This window comes from Mycobacterium sp. E740 (assembly GCF_001672895.1).
Lineage (GTDB): Bacteria > Actinomycetota > Actinomycetes > Mycobacteriales > Mycobacteriaceae > Mycobacterium.
Genome location: NZ_LZKP01000111.1, coordinates 1 through 19071 on the forward strand (window position 1 = coordinate 1; position 19071 = coordinate 19071).

Genomic DNA, 19071 nt, shown 5'->3' on the forward strand with positions numbered 1-19071 from the left:
CTACGACGGCTGCCGCGCGGAGAACATCAGGCTGATCGACACCCGCCACGAGCAGACGGCCGCGTTCGCCGCCGAGGGCTGGTCGAAGGTCACGCGGGTGCCGGGCGTCGCGGCCCTGACCGCCGGCCCCGGTGTCACGAACGGCATGAGCGCCATGGCGGCCGCGCAGCAGAACCAGTCGCCGTTGGTCGTCCTCGGCGGCCGCGCGCCGGCGATGCGGTGGGGCCAGGGCAGCCTGCAGGAGATCGACCATGTCCCGTTCGTCGCGCCCTTGACGCGGTTCGCCGCCACCGCGGAGTCGCCGGACGCCGTCGCAGGACTGGTCGATGACGCGCTGCGGGCCGCGGTCGGCGCACCGTCTGGAGTCGCGTTCGTCGACTTCCCGATGGACCACGTGTTCAGCGAGGCCCTCGACAGTGGCGCGCCCGGAGCGCTGAGCAGTCCGCCAGCGGCGGTGCCTGCCGACGCTGACGCCGTCGATGTCGCGGCGCGGCTGCTGGCCGATGCCCGGCGACCGGTGATCATGGCGGGGACGAACGTCTGGTGGGGGCATGCCGAAGCTGCGCTGCTGAATCTGGCGGAGGCGCAGCGCATCCCGGTGCTGATGAACGGGATGGCCCGCGGCACGGTGCCCGCCGACCATCAGCTCGCGTTCTCCCGCGCGCGGTCGAAGGCGTTGAAAGAGGCCGACGTCGCCCTGGTGGTCGGGGTGCCGATGGACTTCCGGCTCGGCTTCGGAGCCGTGTTCGGGGCCGAGACGGCGCTGATCACCGTCGACCGCGTCGCACCCGAGCGGCCGGCTCAGCGACCGGTCGCCGCCGGCTTGTACGGCGACCTCACTGCCAGCTTGACGGCGCTGTCTGGCGGCGCCACGCCCGACCGGGAAGCCTGGATCGCGGGACTGCGAGCAGTGGAGAGCGGGGCACGCGCCGCCGAAGCCGACGAACTCGGCGACGACCGCACCCCGCTGCATCCGATGCGGGTCTACGCGGAACTCAGCGCGATGCTCGACCGCGACGCGATCGTGGTGGTCGACGCCGGCGACTTCGGGTCGTACGCGGGCCGCCTCATCGACAGTTATGTGCCCGGCGCGTGGCTCGACAGCGGCCCGTTCGGCTGCCTCGGCTCGGGGCCGGGATACGCACTGGCCGCCAAACTGGCCCGGCCGGACCGGCAGGTGGTGCTGTTGCAGGGCGACGGCGCATTCGGGTTCTCCGGTATGGAGTGGGATACGTTGGTGCGCCACGGAATTCAGGTGGTGTCGGTGATCGGAAACAACGGCATCTGGGCGCTCGAGAAGCACCCGATGGAAATGCTGTACGGCTACTCCGTGGTGGCCGAACTCCGGCCTGGTACCCGGTACGACGAGGTGGTGGCCGCGTTGGGCGGGCACGGCGAGCTGGTGTCCGCGCCGGTCGAGTTGCGGCCGGCCCTCGACCGGGCGTTCGCTTCGTGCCTGCCGGCGGTGGTCAACGTGCTGACCGACCCGACGGTGGCCTACCCCCGCAGATCGAACCTCGCATAGCCATCGGCGTACGGGCGGACGCGTACGGTAGCGGTGTGGCGAAGACGAAGACCCGCACTTCAGGTCGTGTCAGCAATCGATTCTGGAAGCTGCTCGGCGCCAGCACCGACCGCGACCAGGCGCAGTCGATGGCGCAGGTCCGCACGGCGTCGGAATTCGACGAGAAGGCAGCAGCGCTCGATGACGAACAGCTGCGCAAGGCCACCAAGCTGCTGAACCTCGACGACCTCGCCGAGTCGGCCGACATCCCGCAGTTCCTGGCCATCGCCAGGGAAGCCGCCGAGCGCACCACCACGCTGCGTCCTTTCGATGTCCAGCTGCTCGGCGCGTTGCGGATGCTTGCCGGCGACGTCGTCGAGATGGCCACCGGTGAAGGAAAGACCCTGTCCGGGGCGATCGCCGCGGCCGGTTACGCCCTCGGCGGTCGGCACGTCCACGTCATCACGATCAACGACTACCTGGCACGCCGCGACGCCGAGTGGATGGGTCCGCTGCTGGAGGCGCTGGGCCTGACCGTCGGCTGGATCACCGAGAGCTCGACGCCCGACGAGCGCCGCGCTGCGTACAAATGCGACGTCACCTACGCCTCGGTCAACGAGATCGGGTTCGACGTACTGCGCGATCAGCTCGTCACCGACGTCGACGACCTGGTGTCCCCGAATCCCGACGTGGCGCTGATCGACGAGGCCGACTCGGTGCTCGTCGACGAGGCGCTGGTGCCGCTGGTGCTCGCGGGCACGACACACCGCGAGACGCCGAAGGTCGAGATCATCCGTCTGGTAGGCGAACTCACCCCCGGAGTGGATTTCGACACCGACACCGACAGCCGCAACGTGCACCTGACCGAGACCGGCGCGCAGAAGATGGAGGCCAAGCTCGGCGGCATCGACCTGTACTCCGAGGAGCACGTCGCCACCACGCTGACCGAGATCAACGTGGCGCTGCACGCGCATGTCCTGCTGCAGCGCGATGTGCACTACATCGTCCGCGACGACGCCGTGCACCTGATCAACGCCTCGCGCGGCCGCATCGCCCAGCTGCAACGCTGGCCCGACGGGCTGCAGGCCGCGGTCGAGGCCAAGGAAGGCATCGAGACCACCGAGACCGGCGAGGTGCTCGACACCATAACGGTGCAGGCGCTGGTGAACCGCTACCAGACCGTGTGCGGCATGACCGGCACCGCGTTGGCCGCGGGGGAGCAGTTGCGCCAGTTCTACAAGCTCGGCGTCTCGCCGATCGAGCCCAACAAGCCGAATGTCCGCGAAGACGAGACCGACCGGGTGTATGTCACGGCGGCCGCCAAGGATGACGCGATCGTCGAGCACATCAAGGCGATTCACGAGACCCGCCAACCGGTGCTGGTCGGCACCCGCGACGTCGCGGAATCCGAAGAGCTGCACGAGAAGTTGGTCAAGGCCGGAGTTCCGGCGGTCGTGCTGAACGCCAAGAACGACGCCGAGGAGGCCGCGGTGATCGCCGAGGCCGGCACGCTGGGCAGCGTCACAGTGTCGACGCAGATGGCCGGCCGCGGCACCGACATCCGGCTCGGCGGCTCCGACGAGTCCGACCACGATCAGGTTGCCGAGCTCGGCGGCCTGCACGTCATCGGCACGGGCCGTCACCACACTGAGCGGCTCGACAACCAGCTGCGCGGGCGCGCGGGCCGCCAGGGAGACCCCGGTTCGTCGGTGTTCTTCTCCAGCTGGGAGGACGACGTCATCACCGCGCACCTCGAACCCAACAAGCTGCCGATGGAAACCGACGAGGATGGCCGCGTCGTGAGCCACAAGGCGGCCAGCCTGCTCGACCACGCCCAGCGCATCGCAGAAGGCCGGATGCTCGACGTCCACGCCAACAACTGGCGGTACAACCAACTGATCGCCCAGCAGCGCGCGATCATCGTCGAACGTCGAAACACCTTGTTGCGCACCGCAACCGCGCGCGAGGAGCTCGCAGACCTGGCGCCGAAACGCTACGAGGAGGTCGTCGGGCAACTCGGCGAGGAGAAGCTCGAGAAGATCTGCCGGCTCATCATGCTCTACCACCTCGACCGGGGCTGGGCCGACCACCTGGCGTATCTGGCCGACATCCGGGAGAGCATCCATTTACGGGCCCTGGGCAACCAGACGCCGATCGACGAGTTCCACCGGATGGCGGTCGACGCGTTCGCGTCGCTGGCCGCCGATGCGATCGAGGCGGCCCAACAGACCTTCGAGACCGCGCCGTCGATCGAGGACGAGCCCGGGGTGGACCTTTCCAAGCTGGCCCGCCCGACCTCGACGTGGACGTACATGGTGCACGACAACCCGCTCGCCGATGACACCCTGTCGGCACTGAGCCTGCCGGGCGTATTCCGCTAGATTCACCCCATGACCGAGGCGCATGGTCGGGTGCCTACACCGCCGGACGCCGCGGACCAATCCCGCGACCGGGTGCTCACCGTGCCCAACATGCTCAGCGTGCTGCGGCTGGTGCTCGTACCGGTCTTCCTGTGGCTGCTGCTGGTGGCGCACGAAAACGCCTGGGCGGTGGCTGTGCTGATGTTCAGCGGCTTCTCCGACTGGGCCGACGGCAAGATCGCGCGGCTGGTCGACAACCAGTCCTCGAGGCTGGGGGAGTTGCTCGATCCCGCCGTCGACCGGATCTACATGGTCGTCGTACCGGTCGCCATGGCGGTTCACGGCTCACTGCCGTGGTGGATCGTGCTCACGCTGATCGGCCGCGACGCCGTGCTGGCCGCCACCCTGCCGCTGCTGCGCAGCCGTGGCCTGACCGCGCTGCCGGTCACCTACATCGGCAAGGCCGCGACGTTCGCGTTGATGTCCGGGCTGCCGCTGATCCTGCTGGGGCAGTGGGACGCGACATGGAGCCGGGTGGTGCTGGCCATCGGGTGGGCGTTCCTGATCTGGGGCTTTGTGATGTACCTGTGGTCCGCTCTGCTGTACCTGCTGCAGGTCGGCATGGTGCTGCGTCAGCTACCGAAGGTTTCGCGATGACCCAGAGCTTCCGCAGCACGCTCGGCGGCTACGACCCGCAAGCGGGCCGCAACGCGCACGAGGCGGACCGGCCGACGCTGATCCCGGTGCCCTCGCTGCTGCGGTCGTTGTTGACCGATCACCTCGACCCCGGCTATGCGGCGGCCGCCGAGGCGAAAGCCGCCGGCCGGAAGCGTCCCCGATGGCAGGCGTGGACGTGGCAGTTTGCCGGTGCGTTGCTGCTGGTGGCGGTGTTCGCCATGGCGGTGGCGCAGGCGCGGGCGACCGCCCCCGGCGTACGCGAGACCCAGCAGGTGCTCGCCGAGAGCGTGCGGACGGCCGAAGCCCGGGCCAGCGCCGCCACGGCCCGCCGCGACACCCTCGCCGCAGACGTCGCCAGCGAACGGCGCAGCCACCTCGAAGGCGACGCGCGCGGCCAACAACTGCTCCAACGTCTGGACGAGGCGGACTTCGCCGCGGCGGCAACGCGCGTGATCGGCCCCGGGCTGACGATCACCGTCACCGATCCGGGCACTTCGGCCAACCTCAGCGACGTGTCCAAGCAGCGGGTGCCCGGCAGCCGGCAGGTCATCCTCGACCGAGATCTGCAACTCGTCGTCAACTCGTTGTGGGTCAGCGGCGCCGAAGCGCTGTCGGTCGGCGGGGTGCGGATCGGACCGAATGTGACGATCCGGCAGGCGGGCGGCGGCATCCTGGTCGACAATCAACCGATCAGCAGCCCATACGTCGTCCTGGCGATCGGACCGCCACACGCGATGAAAGACGTGTTCGACCGTAGCCCCGGCCTGCAGCGCCTTCGTCTGCTGGAGACCTCCTACGGCGTCGGAGTGACCGTGAGCGCCGACGAGGAACTGCAACTGCCGGCCGGTTCCGTCCGAGAGATCAACTTCGCCAAACAGATCGGGCCGTAGCGCACAGATGAAGTCAGACACATGATCGGAATCGCCGCACTGGTCGTCGGCATCGTGCTCGGGTTGGTGTTCCATCCCGACGTGCCGGAGTTCGTCCAGCCGTATCTGCCGATCGCGGTCGTCGCGGCGCTCGACGCCGTCTTCGGCGGGCTGCGCGCGTATCTGGAGCGCATTTTCGACTCGAAGGTCTTCGTGGTGTCGTTCGTGTTCAACGTGCTGGTCGCCGCGCTCATCGTCTATGTGGGTGATCAACTGGGCGTGGGGACGCAGCTGTCGACCGCGATCATCGTCGTGCTCGGAATCCGGATCTTCGGGAACGCGGCCGCGTTGCGCCGCAGGCTTTTCGGCGCATAGTCATGGCCGAGCACGAACCGCAGCACGCCGAACCCGAGCAGCACGGCCGGCACGAACTGCCGCCCGACGCCACGGGGGCGGTGCGCCGCGGCCGTTCGCAGCTGGTGTTCGGTGCCCTGGCAGTTCTGCTGTGCGTCGTGCTCGGCATCGGGATCGTCACCCAGGTACGGCAGAACGAGTCCGGCGACGCCCTGGACAGCGCCCGGCCGGCCGATCTGCTGGTGCTGTTGGACTCGCTGCAGCAGCGGGAGGCCGCGCTGAACACCGAAGTGGGCGACCTGCAACGCACGCTGGCGCAGTTGCAGGCCTCCGGCAGCAGCGATCAGACGGCCATCGAGAACGCCCAGGCACGACTGGCGGCCCTGTCCATCCTCATCGGCACCGTGCCCGCGACGGGGCCGGGCGTGACCCTGGCGATCACCGACACAGCGCCAGGCGTTCCGGCCGAGACCCTGCTCGACGTGATCAACGAACTGCGCAACGCCGGTGCCGAGGCGATGGAGATCCGCGGCCCAGAACCCGGCCAACCGACGTCGGTGCGCGTCGGCGTCGACACCTGGGTGGTCGGCAGCCCCGGCGTGCTGGTGGTCGACAATGCAACGATCAGACCGCCGTATTCCGTTGTGGCCATTGGGGATCCGCCCACTCTCGCGGCCGCGATGACGATTCCCGGCGGCGCCATGGACAGCGTCAAACGCGTCGGCGGCACGATGACTGTGCAGCAGTCGGAGCGGGTCGACGTGACCGCCTTGCGGCAACCGAAACAGCGCCAATACGCTCAGCCGGTCAAATGAGGCTCAAAAACGAGGAGCGCCGTGAGCGAAATCCCAGCCGACCTGCACTACACCACCGAACACGAGTGGGTGCTGCGCACCGGCGACGACACCGTGCGGGTCGGCATCACCGACTATGCGCAGTCCGCTCTCGGTGACGTCGTCTTCGTCCAACTGCCCGAGGTGGGCAGCGACGTGACAGCCGGCGATTCCTTCGGCGAGGTGGAGTCCACCAAGTCGGTGTCGGACCTGTACGCGCCGCTCAGCGCGAAAGTGGTTGCGGTCAACGGTGATCTGGAGGCCAGCCCGCAGCTGGTGAACTCCGACCCCTACGGCGAGGGTTGGCTGGTCGAGCTGCAGGCGGAGGCCGGTTCCCTGGCGGACGCGCTCTCAGGATTGCTGGACGCCGACGGCTACCGCGACACGGTGACCGAATGACGGGTTGTTAGGGTCTTGCAACCGGACGCCAACTAGGGCGGATCCGGCGGTGGTGGGCACAATCACGTCCACTGCGCGGTACGGTCAACATCAGGCGCGGTATCGCCACAGCAGCCAGTTAGGAGCAGCGGGTGACGGAAAACGACCGGAATTCTGGGACCGACCAGACGTCTGACGAAGTCACCGTGGAAACGACCTCGGTCTTCCGCGCCGACTTCCTCAACGAACTGGACGCCCCGGCGTCGGCGGGCACCGAGGGGGCCGTCTCGGGCGTCGAAGGGCTGCCGGCCGGCTCAGCGCTGCTGGTCGTCAAGCGCGGGCCGAATGCGGGCTCCCGGTTCCTGCTCGACCAGCCCACGACGTCGGCCGGTCGGCATCCGGACAGCGACATCTTCCTCGACGACGTCACGGTGAGCCGTCGGCACGCCGAGTTCCGGCTGGAGGGCAGCGAGTTCCAGGTGGTCGACGTCGGCAGCCTGAACGGCACCTACGTCAACCGGGAACCGGTGGATTCGGCGGTGCTCGCCAACGGCGACGAGGTGCAGATCGGCAAGTTCCGGCTGGTGTTTCTCACCGGACCGAAGAGCGACGACGGCGGTCAGGCCAACTAGTGGTCGATGAGCGCATGCGCGAAGAGTAGCGATGACAGCCCCCGACACTCCCGCGCTCACTGGGATTTCGATCGGAGCGGTCCTCGATCTGCTGCGACCGGACTTCCCGGACGTGACCATCTCCAAGATCCGGTTCCTGGAGAACGAAGGGCTGATCGCCCCTGAGCGCACCGCGTCGGGTTATCGGCGGTTCACCGCCTACGACTGCGCACGGCTGCGGTTCATCCTCAGCGCCCAGCGTGACCAGTACCTGCCGCTGAAGGTGATCAAGGCCCAACTCGACGCGCAGCCCGACGGTGAGCTGCCCCAGACCGGATCCGCGTACGGCGTACCGCGTCTGGTGCCGGTCCCGGGGAACGGGAGTGCCGACGCGGCAGGATTCTCGGCGGTGGCGCCGACGCAGGTGCGGCTGTCGCGGGAGGATTTGCTGGCCCGCTCGGGTGTCGACGTCGAACTGCTGGGCGCGCTGGTGAAGGCCGGGATCATCACCGTCGGCGCGGGGGGCTTCTTCGACGAGCATTCGGTGACGATCGCCCAATGTGCGCGTGCGCTGGCCGACTACGGCGTCGAGCCGCGGCATCTGCGGGCTTTCCGCTCGGCGGCCGACCGGCAGTCCGATCTGATCGCCCAGATCGCCGGGCCGGTGGTCAAGGCGAACAAGGCCGGCGCCCGTGACCGCGCCGACGATCTGGCACGCGAGGTGGCCGCGCTGGCGATCACCTTGCACACGTCGCTGATCAAGTCCGCGGTGCGCGACGTATTGGACCGCTGAGGATTAGACTCGAAACGGTGACTTTCAGGCTGGCTTCTTCGGTGCGGAGGGCAGACGCAGATGGGTGAGGTTCGTGTGGTCGGCATTCGCGTGGAGCAGCCGCAGAACCAGCCGGTCTTACTGCTCAGGGAGTCGAACGGCGACCGCTATCTGCCGATCTGGATCGGTCAGTCGGAGGCGGCGGCGATCGCGCTCGAACAGCAGGGAGTCGAGCCGGCCCGGCCGCTGACGCACGACCTGATCCGAGATGTCATTGCCGCGCTTGGTCATTCGCTCAAAGAGGTGCGCATCGTCGACCTGCAGGAGGGCACCTTCTACGCCGACCTGATCTTCGACCGCGACATCAAGGTGTCGGCGCGGCCGTCGGACTCGGTGGCGATCGCGCTGCGGGTCGGCGTGCCGATCTACGTCGAGGAGGCGGTGCTGGCGGAGGCCGGCCTGATCATCCCCGACGAGAACGACGACGAGGCAGCCGGAGCGGTCCGCGAGGACGAGGTCGAGAAGTTCAAGGAGTTCCTCGACAGCGTCTCACCGGACGACTTCAAGGCGACCTAGCGGCACCTGCTGTTGGTTTGTCACGGAAACGTCTCGTCGCTTCGACACGCGGTGCGCGTTTTCTCCATCGGCGATCCGGGCAGCCATACTTTGGTGGCCGGACCACTGATGGGCAGTCGAAGGCACGGCGCAAAGCGTATGCTCGACACACTCGGGCTCGGCAAACTGTGCGCCCACGCAGGTCACACACGCGGGTTCGATCGGCGAGAGGAATCTACAAGTGGGAGACACGCCACGTCAGGAGCAGCTGGATCTCACTGGTGCTAGCGCCCCCGCGGATTCGGAACTGACCACCGCCGTGCAGCCGACGGCAGAGCCCGTCCAGGCCGGCCTCTTCCCGGACGACTCCGTTCCCGACGAACTCGTCGGTTACCGCGGTCCCAGCGCCTGCCAGATCGCCGGCATCACCTACCGCCAACTGGACTACTGGGCGCGCACGTCGCTCGTCGTGCCGTCGATCCGCGGCGCGGCCGGCTCGGGCAGCCAGCGGCTGTACTCGTTCAAGGACATCCTCGTCCTCAAGATCGTCAAGCGGCTCCTCGATACCGGCATCTCGCTGCACAACATCCGCGTGGCCGTCGACCATCTGCGCCAGCGCGGTGTTCGCGATCTGGCCAACATCACGCTGTTCTCCGACGGCACCACTGTCTACGAGTGCACGTCGGCCGAGGAAGTGGTCGACCTGCTGCAGGGCGGTCAGGGCGTGTTCGGCATCGCCGTTTCGGGCGCCATGCGCGAGTTGACCGGCGCGATCGCCGATTTCCCGGGCGAGCGGGCCGACGGCGGCGAGTCGATCGCTGCGCCCGAGGACGAGCTGGCTTCGCGGCGTAAGCACCGCGACCGCAAGATCGGCTGACTCCTCTTCCGCGAGCGACCTCAAACTGCCACTTTTGCGCGGCGTGTCGCGGGCAGACACGGTCGCTCGTGGGGCAGAACTGCCGACCGGCGGTCGCGCGGGACAGCTGAGCACCGGTAGAATCGGCGGCGCATCGCCCCGGTGCGGGAGAGTTCCGTGACGGCCAGTCACGGACGCCGAAGGAGCAACACCTCTCCGTCAACCTCTCAGGCCCCCGGACCGCGCTGGGCCCCGATGCCTCTGGAAAGCGGTAAGCCCTATTGGGTGCTTACCCGCCCATGGGGAAAGGCGTCACCCGCACTGCGGAAGCGCTGAATCTCTCAGGCACCCGGTTCGGGTCGACGACAGAGGGAGAGGAACCCGCACGGTTTCTCTATGCGACTGGAGCATCGCCGAGTGTTCGATCATCACCAGCCCAACTTCGCCGACCGACACATCGGCCCGGATGCCGACGCGGTGGCCGCGATGCTGAAGACCATCGGCGTGGCGTCGCTCGACGAACTCGCCGAGAAGGCGCTGCCGTCAGGCATTCTCGACCCGCTCTCGGCCGACGGCCTGGCGCCGGGCCTGGACCAGCTGCCCGCACCCGCCACCGAAGAGGAGGCGCTGGCCGAACTGCGTTCGCTGGCCGAGGTCAACACCGTGGCCGTGTCGATGATCGGCCAGGGCTACTTCGACACGCTGACGCCTCCGGTGTTGCGCCGCAACATCCTCGAGAATCCGGCCTGGTACACCGCGTACACGCCGTATCAGCCCGAGATCAGCCAGGGCCGCCTCGAGGCGCTGCTGAACTTCCAGACGGTGGTGACCGACCTGACCGGCCTCGAGGTCGCCAACGCGTCCATGCTCGACGAGGGAACCGCCGCCGCCGAGGCGATGACGCTGATGCACCGGGCGTCGCGCGGCCCGTCGCAGCGGCTGGCCGTGGACAGCGACCTCTATCGGCAGACCGCCGCGGTGCTGGCGACCCGTGCCGAGCCGCTGGGCATCGAGATCGTCACCGCCGACCTCACCCAGGGGCTTCCCGACGGTGACTTCTTCGGCGTCGTCGTGCAGCTGCCCGGGGCCAGCGGATGCGTCACCGACTGGAGCCGGCTGGTCGACGAAGCACACGAGCGTGGCGCGCTGGTCGCTGTCGGCGCCGACCTGCTGGCCCTGACGCTGATCCCGCCGCCCGGAGAGATCGGCGCGGACGTCGCCTTCGGTAGCACCCAAAGATTCGGTGTGCCAATGGGATTCGGCGGTCCGCACGCCGGTTACCTGGCCGTGCACGCCAAGCACGCCCGGCAGCTGCCCGGGCGCCTGGTCGGGGTGTCGCTAGACGCCGACGGCGCGCCGGCATACCGCTTGGCGCTGCAGACCCGCGAACAGCACATCCGCCGCGACAAGGCGACGAGCAACATCTGCACCGCGCAGGTGCTCCTGGCGGTGATGGCCGCGATGTATGCGAGCTATCACGGCGCCGACGGGCTCGCCGGCATCGCCGCCCGCGTACACGAGCGGGCCCGAACGCTGGCCGCCGCACTGAGCGCGGCCAGCGTCGACGTGGTGCACCGTGGGTTCTTCGACACGGTGCTGGCCCGGGTGTCCGGCCGCGCGTCGACGGTGCGGGACGCGGCCAAGGCGCGCGGAATCAACGTGTGGCTCGTCGACGACGACCACGTGTCGGTGTCGTGCGACGAGGCCACCACCGCAGCGCACGTGACGGCGGTGCTGGCGGCGTTCGGTGCGGCGCCGGTGGACTCGGCGTTCGACGGCCCGCGTCTGGCGAGGCGGACGTCGCAATTCCTCACCCACCCGGCGTTCACGCGGTACCGCACCGAAACAGAGATGATGCGCTACCTGCGGTCGCTCGCCGACAAAGACATTGCGTTGGACCGCAGCATGATTCCGCTCGGATCCTGCACGATGAAGCTGAACGCGGCCGCCGAGATGGAGCCGATCACGTGGCCGGAGTTCGGCCGTCAGCATCCGTTCGCGCCTGCCTCGGACACCCCGGGGCTGCGCAAGCTGATCGCCGATGTGGAGCAGTGGCTGATCGACATCACCGGCTACGACGCCGTGTCGGTGCAGCCCAACGCCGGTTCGCAGGGAGAGTACGCGGGCCTGCTCGCAATCCAGGCCTATCACGCCGAGCGCGGTGAGCCCGGCCGCGACGTCTGCCTGATCCCGTCGAGCGCACACGGCACCAATGCGGCATCGGCCGCCCTGGCGGGGATGCGGGTCGTGGTGGTGGCGTGCCGAGACAACGGCGACGTCGATCTCGACGACCTGCGCGCGAAGGTCACCGAACACGCGGATCGGTTGTCCGCGTTGATGATCACGTATCCGTCCACCCACGGCGTCTACGAACACGACATCGCCGACATCTGCGCGGCCGTGCACGACGTCGGCGGCCAGGTGTATGTCGACGGCGCCAACCTCAACGCGCTCGTCGGCCTGGCGCGGCCCGGGCAGTTCGGCGGTGACGTCAGCCACCTCAACCTGCACAAGACGTTCTGCATCCCGCACGGCGGCGGGGGACCGGGGGTCGGGCCCGTCGCGGTGCGCGCGCACCTGGCGCCGTATCTGCCCGGCCATCCGCTGGCCGCCGAACTACCCGAGCAGCACGCGGTTTCGGCGGCACCGTACGGGTCGGCATCCATCCTGCCGATCACGTGGGCCTACATCCGGATGATGGGGGCCGAGGGGTTGCGGGCGGCGTCGCTGACCGCGATCGCGTCGGCGAACTACATCGCGCACCGGCTGGACGAGTACTACCCGGTGCTCTACACCGGCGAGAACGGGATGGTCGCCCACGAGTGCATCCTGGACCTGCGCGCGATCACCAAGCAGACCGGCGTCACCGTCGACGATGTGGCGAAACGGTTGGCGGACTACGGCTTCCACGCACCCACGATGAGCTTCCCGGTCGCGGGCACGCTGATGGTCGAGCCCACCGAGAGCGAGAGCCTCGCCGAGATCGACGCGTTCTGCGACGCGATGATCTCGATCCGGGCCGAGATCGACAAGGTCGGATCGGGTGTGTGGCCGGTCGATGACAACCCGTTGCGCGGCGCCCCGCACACCGCGGAGTGCCTGCTGGTCAGCGACTGGGACCACCCCTACACCCGCGAGCAGGCGGCTTATCCGCTGGGCAAGAGCTTCCGGCCTAAGGTGTGGCCGCCGGTGCGTCGCATCGACGGCGCCTACGGTGACCGCAACCTGGTGTGCTCGTGCCCGCCCGTGGAAGCCTTCGCCTAGGTTCCACCGAACGGCGAGAAACGAGCCGAGAACTTAACCGAGGAACTTGGTGATCGCCGCCGTCAGCTCGGGGCCGGCCGAGCTCGGGAGGTTCTGGTAGCTGCCCCCGGTGGCCTGCGTGACGGCTTCCCAGGTTTGGCGATCGGAGTCGCCGCCGAAGTCGATCACGTTGACGGCCACGGGCCGCGCCCGGTCGAACGCGCCCCGGATGTACTGCTGCAGACCGTCGCTGCCCAGGCTCTGGTCGGTATGCGGGCCAGTTGTGATCACCAGAACCGAATTCTGTTGTCCAGCACGGTAATTCGCCATAGCCTCGGTGTACACGAGCCGCAGCGTGGTGAAGGAGACTGCGCCGCCGCCCGATGCGGTCTGCGCGTTCAGCGCCGACGCCAGCACCGCCGAACGCGGCTGGCCGTTGAGCTGATCGGACAGCGTTCCGGTGCTCACCTCGGAGCGGCCCTCGGTGCCGTCGAACGTCCACAGCCCGACCGTCGACGACGCCGGCAATGCCTGCAGCCGCGCGGTCAGCGCTGCGACGACGTTCTGCAGCCGGGACCTGCCGCCCTCGTCGGCGGGCATCGACTGGTCGAGCATGATCGTCACCGCCGGGTTCACCGCCGGGGCCGTCAGCGCGTTGGCCAGCGTCGCGCGCATCTGGTTGTCGCCGACCGACAATGCCGCCGGCACCGCAGCGAAGTCGGTGACATCACTGTCCGGCGGCTGCACACCGTCGGCACGGAAACCGGCGTTGGCCAGTTCCGCCAACTGCTCGGGTTTGCGCATGAAGCGGGCGAATTCGCTGGCCGCGCTCTTCTGTTCCTGTGACAGCTTGTTGCCCGACAGCAGCACGGTCGGGAAATCGGCCACGGCGGCCGGGCCCGGGGGCAGCCACCCGGCTATCGTCTTGCGGGCGTCCGGCAACCCGGCGCCGCGCTGATACAACTGCTGTTCGGTGACGACGACGGCGTGCACCGGTGCGGCGGCCGGATCACTCGCCTTGATCAGCGCGTCCATCGCGGTCGAGGTCTTCTTGTCCGGCAGTTGCGGCTGACCTGCGACCAGTGTGTTCACCGCGCGGGTGCCGTCGCTCGGCGGCGAACCGGCCGGCGCCGAAGCCGCCGCCACTGCCTCAGCGGCGAGATAGGACGCATCGCTGCCGCCGCTCAACGGCAGCGCCAGACGCAACGAGCCCCAGCCCGGCAGGTTCAGCCCCTCCAACGACGTCGGATTGGTCTGCAGCCCCGGCAGCGTCGACCAGTTCTGTTGCGCCAGAGCGCTCTTCAGTTCCGGGCGCACCGCCAACAACACCGGCGAGGTGACCAGGGACCGACTGTCGATGATCGTCTGTGCGCCCGTCGCGGCCTCGAGACGGGCGGCGGACACCGAACTGCCCGGGATCCACAGCGCCGGCCGGTCACCGAGCTCGGCGGGCCAGGTTCCGATGAACCCGTTGACCACCTGGTCGGACTCGGCCGGTTTGACGCCGATCTTGACGCACCGGTCGGCGACGGGGTCGGCGGTGTCGTTGTAGCGGTTGGCGAGGGTCTGGATCTGGTCGGCGATGGCCGGGTCGGCGACCACCGCGACCGCCAGGTCGCCGTCGACACAGCGCGCGGCGGCCTGGGTGCTGCGGTCGGACAGCGCGTCACCGAAGAAGCGCCACAGGATGACGGCGCCCACGAGGACGACGACCGCGACGAGCGCGGCGATGACGCCGACGCTGACGCCGCGCCTACCGGGCGTCACCGCCCGGTGGCTGCCGGTCCACTCACCGCCCTCCCAGTCGCCGCCGTGTTGCGGGCCCGATCGGGCGTCGTCGTCGTACTGCTCCCCGAAGTCCCGGCCTGCCGAATCTTCGGGATCCGGTTTGCTGTGCCTGCCCACTTCCGCCCTTACCCGCGTCGTCGACCGGTCACGAAATCACGCACCGTTGTTTGCGGCCTTATATTCGCGGCGGCGCCGATGCAGAATCGGCTCGGTGTAGCCGTTCGGTTGCTCGGCGCCCGAGAGGATCAACTCCTGCGCGGCCTGGAACGCGATGCTGCTGTCGGGATCCGTTGCCATCGGCTTGAATTCGGGATCCTGCTCGTTCTGCTTGTCCACGACGGAGGCCATCCGCTTGAGGCTGGCCACGACGTCGTCGGGCGTGATCACGCCGTGGCGCAACCAGTTCGCCAGAAGCTGACTCGAAATTCGAAGCGTGGCACGGTCTTCCATCAACGCCACGTTGTGGATGTCTGGCACCTTCGAGCAGCCGACACCGGCGTCGATCCAGCGCACCACGTAGCCGAGGATCGACTGGCAGTTGTTGTCGACTTCCTCGCGGATCTCCTCCGGCGCCCATGCCAGCTCCTTGGCCAGCGGAACGGCCAACAGCTGGTCGACGCTGGTGCGCTTTTTGCCTTCGAGCTCCTTTTGCACCTCGAAGACGTCGACCTCGTGGTAGTGCATCGCGTGCAGGGTGGCCGCCGTCGGCGACGGCACCCAGGCGGTGGTGGCGCCGGCCTTCGGCTGGCCGATCTTCTGTTCGACCATGTCGGCCATCAGGTCGGTCATCGCCCACATGCCCTTGCCGATCTGGGCCTTGCCGGTGAAGCCGGTGGCCAGGCCGATGTCGACGTTCTGGTCCTCGTAGGCCTGGATCCACTGGGTGCTCTTCATCGCGCCCTTGCGGATCATCGGGCCGGCCTCCAGTGAGGTGTGGATCTCGTCGCCGGTGCGGTCGAGGAAGCCGGTGTTGATGAACACCACGCGGTCTGCGGCGGCCCTGATGCACGCCTTCAGGTTGACCGTGGTGCGCCGCTCCTCGTCCATGATGCCGACCTTGAGCGTGTTGGCGGGCAGGCCGAGTACGTCCTCGACGCGGCTGAACAGCTCGACGGTGTAGGCCACCTCGTCCGGGCCGTGCATCTTCGGCTTGACGATGTACACCGAGCCGGTCCGGCTGTTCACGAGCGGGCCGTTGTCGTCGCCGGATTTCAGTCCGTGGACCGCGATCAGGCTGGTGAACAGTGCGTCCTGGATGCCCTCGAACACCTCTTTACCGTCGGCGCCGTTGTCGTCGAACACGATCGCGTCGCTGGTCATCAGGTGACCGACGTTGCGCACGAACAGCAGGCTGCGGCCGGGCAGCGTCAGCTCACCCTCGCCGTCCGGGGTGGTGTAGGTGCGGTCCTCGTTGAGCTTGCGGGTGAAGGTCTCGCCGGCTTTGGTCACCTCTTCGGTGAGGTCGCCGCGGTTGAGGCCGAGCCAGTTGCGGTAGCCGAGCACCTTGTCCTCGGCGTCGACGGCGGCGACCGAGTCCTCGAAGTCCATGATCGTGGTGATCGCCGACTCCATCAGGACGTCCTTGATGCCCGCGGCGTCGGTGGAGCCGACGGGCGAGTCCGGGTCGACGAGGACCTCGATGTGCAGGCCGTTGTTGCGCAGCAGCACCGACCATTGCGGGGAGCCGAGTTCACCGGTGTAGCCGACGAACTGCTCGGGTTCGGCGAGGCCCACAGAGTTCCCGTCGCCGAGGTCGACGAGCAGCGCAGCGTCGTCGATCCGCAGCCCGGTCGCGTCGCTCCAGGAGCCCGACGCCAGCGGCACGGCGCGGTCGAGGAAGCCGCGGGCGTAGGCGATGACCTTGTCGCCGCGGACTTTGTTGTAGCTGCCGCCCTTCTCCGCGCCGTCGTCCTCGGGGATCACGTCGGTGCCGTACAGCGCGTCGTAGAGCGAGCCCCACCGGGCGTTCGCGGCGTTGAGCGCGAAGCGGGCGTTGAGGATCGGCACGACCAGCTGAGGACCCGCGGTCGTGGTGATCTCGTCGTCGACGCCCGCGGTGGTGATCGTGAAGTCGTCGGGCTCCGGAAGCAGGTAGCCGATCTCGGTGAGGAACTCCTTGTAGGCGTCGGCGTCGAGCGGCTCGATCACCCGTTGCCGGTGCCACTTGTCGATGCGTGCCTGCAGCTCGTCGCGCCTGGCCAGCAGCTCCTCGTTCTTCGGCGTCAGGTCGGCGACGACCTTGTCCGCCCCGGACCAGAAGGTGTCGGGGTCGATGCCGGTTCCCGGCAAGGCCTCGTTGTTGACGAAGTCGTACAACACCTGGGCCACGCGCAGGTTCCCAACCGTCACGCGATCGGTCATCATTCCTCCCTTGACTGTCGATCCAGCTTACCCACCGGTAACTGGCGCTAGACGCGGGCCGCGGTCCTGCACAGCAGGTCACACCGGTCGGCCAGGGCGGCCCGCAGCGGCGCGGCCCGCTCAGCGACTTCCTGCTGAACCCGGGCGTATTCGGCGCGACCGGCCGCTGTCTCGATCGCGATCGGGTCGAATCCGTAGTCGCGGAGATCATAGGGGCTGGCCCGCATGTCCAGTTCACGGGCATCAGCGGCAAGTTCCAGACAGTCCATCACCAGTTCGGCGTTCACCAACGGACCGAGCTTGAACGACCACTTGTAGAGGTCCATTGCGGCGTGCAGGCAGCCCGGCTGTTCGGCGGCGACCTGGCTTCCCCGGGTGAGCTGTTCGCCGTTGCGCCGCGCGGCCGGCTCGGTGAAGAACCGAAACGCGTCGAAGTGGCTGCAGCGCAACGGCATCGAGTCGACGACCGCGTCGGTGCCGGCCGCGCCGAGCCGCAGCGGGACACGGTCGTGGCGCACCGTCGGCGCGCGGTACACCATCGCCCACTCGTGCAGCCCGAAGCAGTTCAGCCGCGCTGGGCGCGCCGCGGTCGCCGTCAGCAGCCGGCTGACGAACCGCACGGTGTCGAGGCGGGACGACAGGTACGCATCGGTGACCGCCACGGCGTCGCCTTCGGGTCCGTATCCGGTCCGGGTCAGGTACCGCTGTGCGGCGGCACCGGTCAGCGCGACACCGAAGCCTGGGTGCCACGTCCGCAACTGCCGGGGCCGCAGGCTGTAGTAGGTGAACAGGAAATCCCAGACCGGGTGCGGCTCGCCGGAGCGGTGGGTGCGCAGGAAGTCGTCGACGCGCGCGTGATGCCTGCGTTCGCGCTCGGTCCAGTCGTCCTCGGACAGTTCCACCTCAGACACGGTGTGTCCCGTCGCGCACGGTGCCCACCAGGTCCTCGACGAGGTCCTCGAGCGCGACCATCGCCGCCACGCTGCCGTCGGGCGCGGTGACCAGAGCCAGGTGGCTGTTGGTGCGCCGCAGCCTCGACAACGCGTCGGGCAGCGGCAGCGACGACGGGACCAGGGGCAGGGGGCGCACCATCGACAAGTCCAGCACCGCATCGGGGTCGTCGACGAAGTCCAGTACGTCCTTGATGTGCAGATAGCCCAGGTATGTGCCTGCGGCGTCGGTGATCGGGAAGCGGGAATAGCCGGTTTCGGCCAACGCCTGCTCCACCGCGCCGACCGTCGGCCCGGAGCCCTCGCGCGCCACCGGCACCGCCCTGATGTCGCGCAGCGGGAATGCGACGTCTTTGACCGTGCGGTCGCGGATCTGCAGCGCCCGGGTGAGCCTGCCGTGCTCTTCGGGGTCGAGCAGGCCCTCGGACAGCGACTCGGCGATCATCTCGGACAGCTCGACCGTCGACACCGTGACGTCGAGTTCGTCTTTCGGCTCGACGCGGAACGTCCGCAGCGTGACGTTCGCGCACCAGTTGTAGAACGCGATCAGCGGCCGCGCCAGGCGGATCCACAGCAGGTACGGCGGAATGAGCAGCATCGCCGCCGACTCCGGTCCGGCGATCGCGATGTTCTTGGGCACCATCTCGCCGAGCAGCACGTGCAGCACCACGACGATGACCAGCGCGACGATGAACGACACCGTGTGCAGCAGCGCGTCGGAGACGCCGACGGCGTCGAACGGCTTCTCCAGCAGATGTGCCACCGCGGGCTCACCGACGCGGCCGAGCAGGGCAAGAAAAGCGCGGTCGCGGTGATCCGCGCGGGCGAGCGCCTGTCGCTGATGCTGGCCGGTGCGCAGTTGGGCATCACGATCTGCTCGATCCTGCTCGGCCGCGTCGGTGAGCCCGCGGTGGCACATCTGCTGGAGAAGCCGTTCGACGCCGTCGGCGTCTCCGGAT

16 protein-coding genes, 1 pseudogene and 1 riboswitch are annotated in these 19071 nt (G+C 68.5%); of the genes and pseudogenes, 13 read left to right on the forward strand and 4 right to left on the reverse strand.

Annotated features, from left to right (window positions below; genetic code table 11):
• From A5663_RS10630 to gcvP, 12 genes are all read left to right on the forward strand, one after another.
• On the forward strand, positions 1-1525 hold a 1525-nt coding region (locus A5663_RS10630; RefSeq protein WP_068147884.1), incomplete at its 5' end, for an acetolactate synthase.
• Between the two features lie 35 nt (positions 1526-1560).
• Positions 1561-3885, forward strand: coding sequence for an accessory Sec system translocase SecA2 (gene secA2, locus A5663_RS10635; protein ID WP_068147888.1), 2325 nt, complete (start codon positions 1561-1563; stop codon positions 3883-3885).
• A 9-nt stretch (positions 3886-3894) separates the two neighbouring features.
• On the forward strand, positions 3895-4521 hold the full coding sequence (locus tag A5663_RS10640; protein ID WP_068147891.1) for a CDP-alcohol phosphatidyltransferase family protein: 627 nt from the start codon (positions 3895-3897) through the stop codon (positions 4519-4521).
• Positions 4518-5432 (forward strand): DUF881 domain-containing protein, encoded by a 915-nt coding sequence (locus A5663_RS10645; RefSeq protein WP_068147894.1) that lies wholly within the window; start codon positions 4518-4520, stop codon positions 5430-5432. Before A5663_RS10640 ends, A5663_RS10645 begins: the two co-directional genes overlap by 4 nt.
• A gap of 21 nt (positions 5433-5453) precedes the next feature.
• Positions 5454-5786, forward strand: coding sequence for a small basic family protein (locus tag A5663_RS10650; protein ID WP_068147896.1), 333 nt, complete (start codon positions 5454-5456; stop codon positions 5784-5786).
• Positions 5787-5788: 2 nt separating this feature from the next.
• Complete coding sequence (locus A5663_RS10655; protein ID WP_068147898.1) at positions 5789-6580, forward strand: DUF881 domain-containing protein; 792 nt, start codon at positions 5789-5791, stop codon at positions 6578-6580.
• A gap of 21 nt (positions 6581-6601) precedes the next feature.
• Positions 6602-6997: a glycine cleavage system protein GcvH gene (gene gcvH, locus A5663_RS10660; protein ID WP_068147901.1), complete on the forward strand. Its 396-nt coding sequence runs from the start codon at positions 6602-6604 to the stop codon at positions 6995-6997.
• A 131-nt stretch (positions 6998-7128) separates the two neighbouring features.
• Positions 7129-7608 carry a glycogen accumulation regulator GarA gene (gene garA / locus A5663_RS10665; RefSeq protein ID WP_068147904.1) on the forward strand — a complete coding sequence of 160 codons (480 nt, stop codon included), beginning with the start codon at positions 7129-7131 and terminating at the stop codon, positions 7606-7608.
• Positions 7609-7639: 31 nt separating this feature from the next.
• The gene (locus A5663_RS10670) at positions 7640-8380 is read left to right on the forward strand and encodes a MerR family transcriptional regulator (protein WP_068147907.1); all 741 of its coding nucleotides are present in this window, start codon (positions 7640-7642) and stop codon (positions 8378-8380) included.
• A gap of 60 nt (positions 8381-8440) precedes the next feature.
• Positions 8441-8935, forward strand: a complete 495-nt coding sequence (locus A5663_RS10675; RefSeq protein WP_059098552.1) for a bifunctional nuclease family protein — start codon at positions 8441-8443, stop codon at positions 8933-8935.
• A 220-nt stretch (positions 8936-9155) separates the two neighbouring features.
• Entirely contained in the window at positions 9156-9791 is a 636-nt protein-coding gene (locus tag A5663_RS10680) for a MerR family transcriptional regulator (RefSeq protein ID WP_068147910.1), read from the forward strand.
• A 134-nt stretch (positions 9792-9925) separates the two neighbouring features.
• A riboswitch (glycine riboswitch) is annotated at positions 9926-10023 on the forward strand.
• A 143-nt stretch (positions 10024-10166) separates the two neighbouring features.
• Positions 10167-13034: an aminomethyl-transferring glycine dehydrogenase gene (gene gcvP, locus A5663_RS10685; protein WP_197503363.1), complete on the forward strand. Its 2868-nt coding sequence runs from the start codon at positions 10167-10169 to the stop codon at positions 13032-13034.
• 33 nt (positions 13035-13067) lie between these two features.
• Here gcvP and A5663_RS10690 read toward each other — a convergent pair whose 3' ends face one another.
• The 4 genes and pseudogenes from A5663_RS10690 to A5663_RS10705 form a co-directional block, all read right to left on the reverse strand.
• Positions 13068-14918 (reverse strand): substrate-binding domain-containing protein, encoded by a 1851-nt coding sequence (locus tag A5663_RS10690; protein ID WP_068147913.1) that lies wholly within the window; start codon positions 14916-14918, stop codon positions 13068-13070.
• A 36-nt stretch (positions 14919-14954) separates the two neighbouring features.
• Positions 14955-17162: a malate synthase G gene (locus tag A5663_RS10695; RefSeq protein WP_068147923.1), complete on the reverse strand. Its 2208-nt coding sequence runs from the start codon at positions 17160-17162 to the stop codon at positions 14955-14957.
• Between the two features lie 47 nt (positions 17163-17209).
• Positions 17210-18073, reverse strand: a complete 864-nt coding sequence (locus A5663_RS10700; RefSeq protein ID WP_068147915.1) for a 3-methyladenine DNA glycosylase — start codon at positions 18071-18073, stop codon at positions 17210-17212.
• Positions 18066-18905 (reverse strand): annotated as a pseudogene (locus tag A5663_RS10705) (CNNM domain-containing protein); the annotation flags it as partial. The gene A5663_RS10700 and the pseudogene A5663_RS10705, both read right to left, overlap by 8 nt.
• Here A5663_RS10705 and A5663_RS23535 point away from each other — a divergent pair.
• The coding region (locus A5663_RS23535) for a CNNM domain-containing protein (RefSeq protein ID WP_231976752.1) at positions 18867-19071 on the forward strand (205 nt) is incomplete at its 3' end. The pseudogene A5663_RS10705 and the gene A5663_RS23535 sit on opposite strands and share 39 nt — an antisense overlap.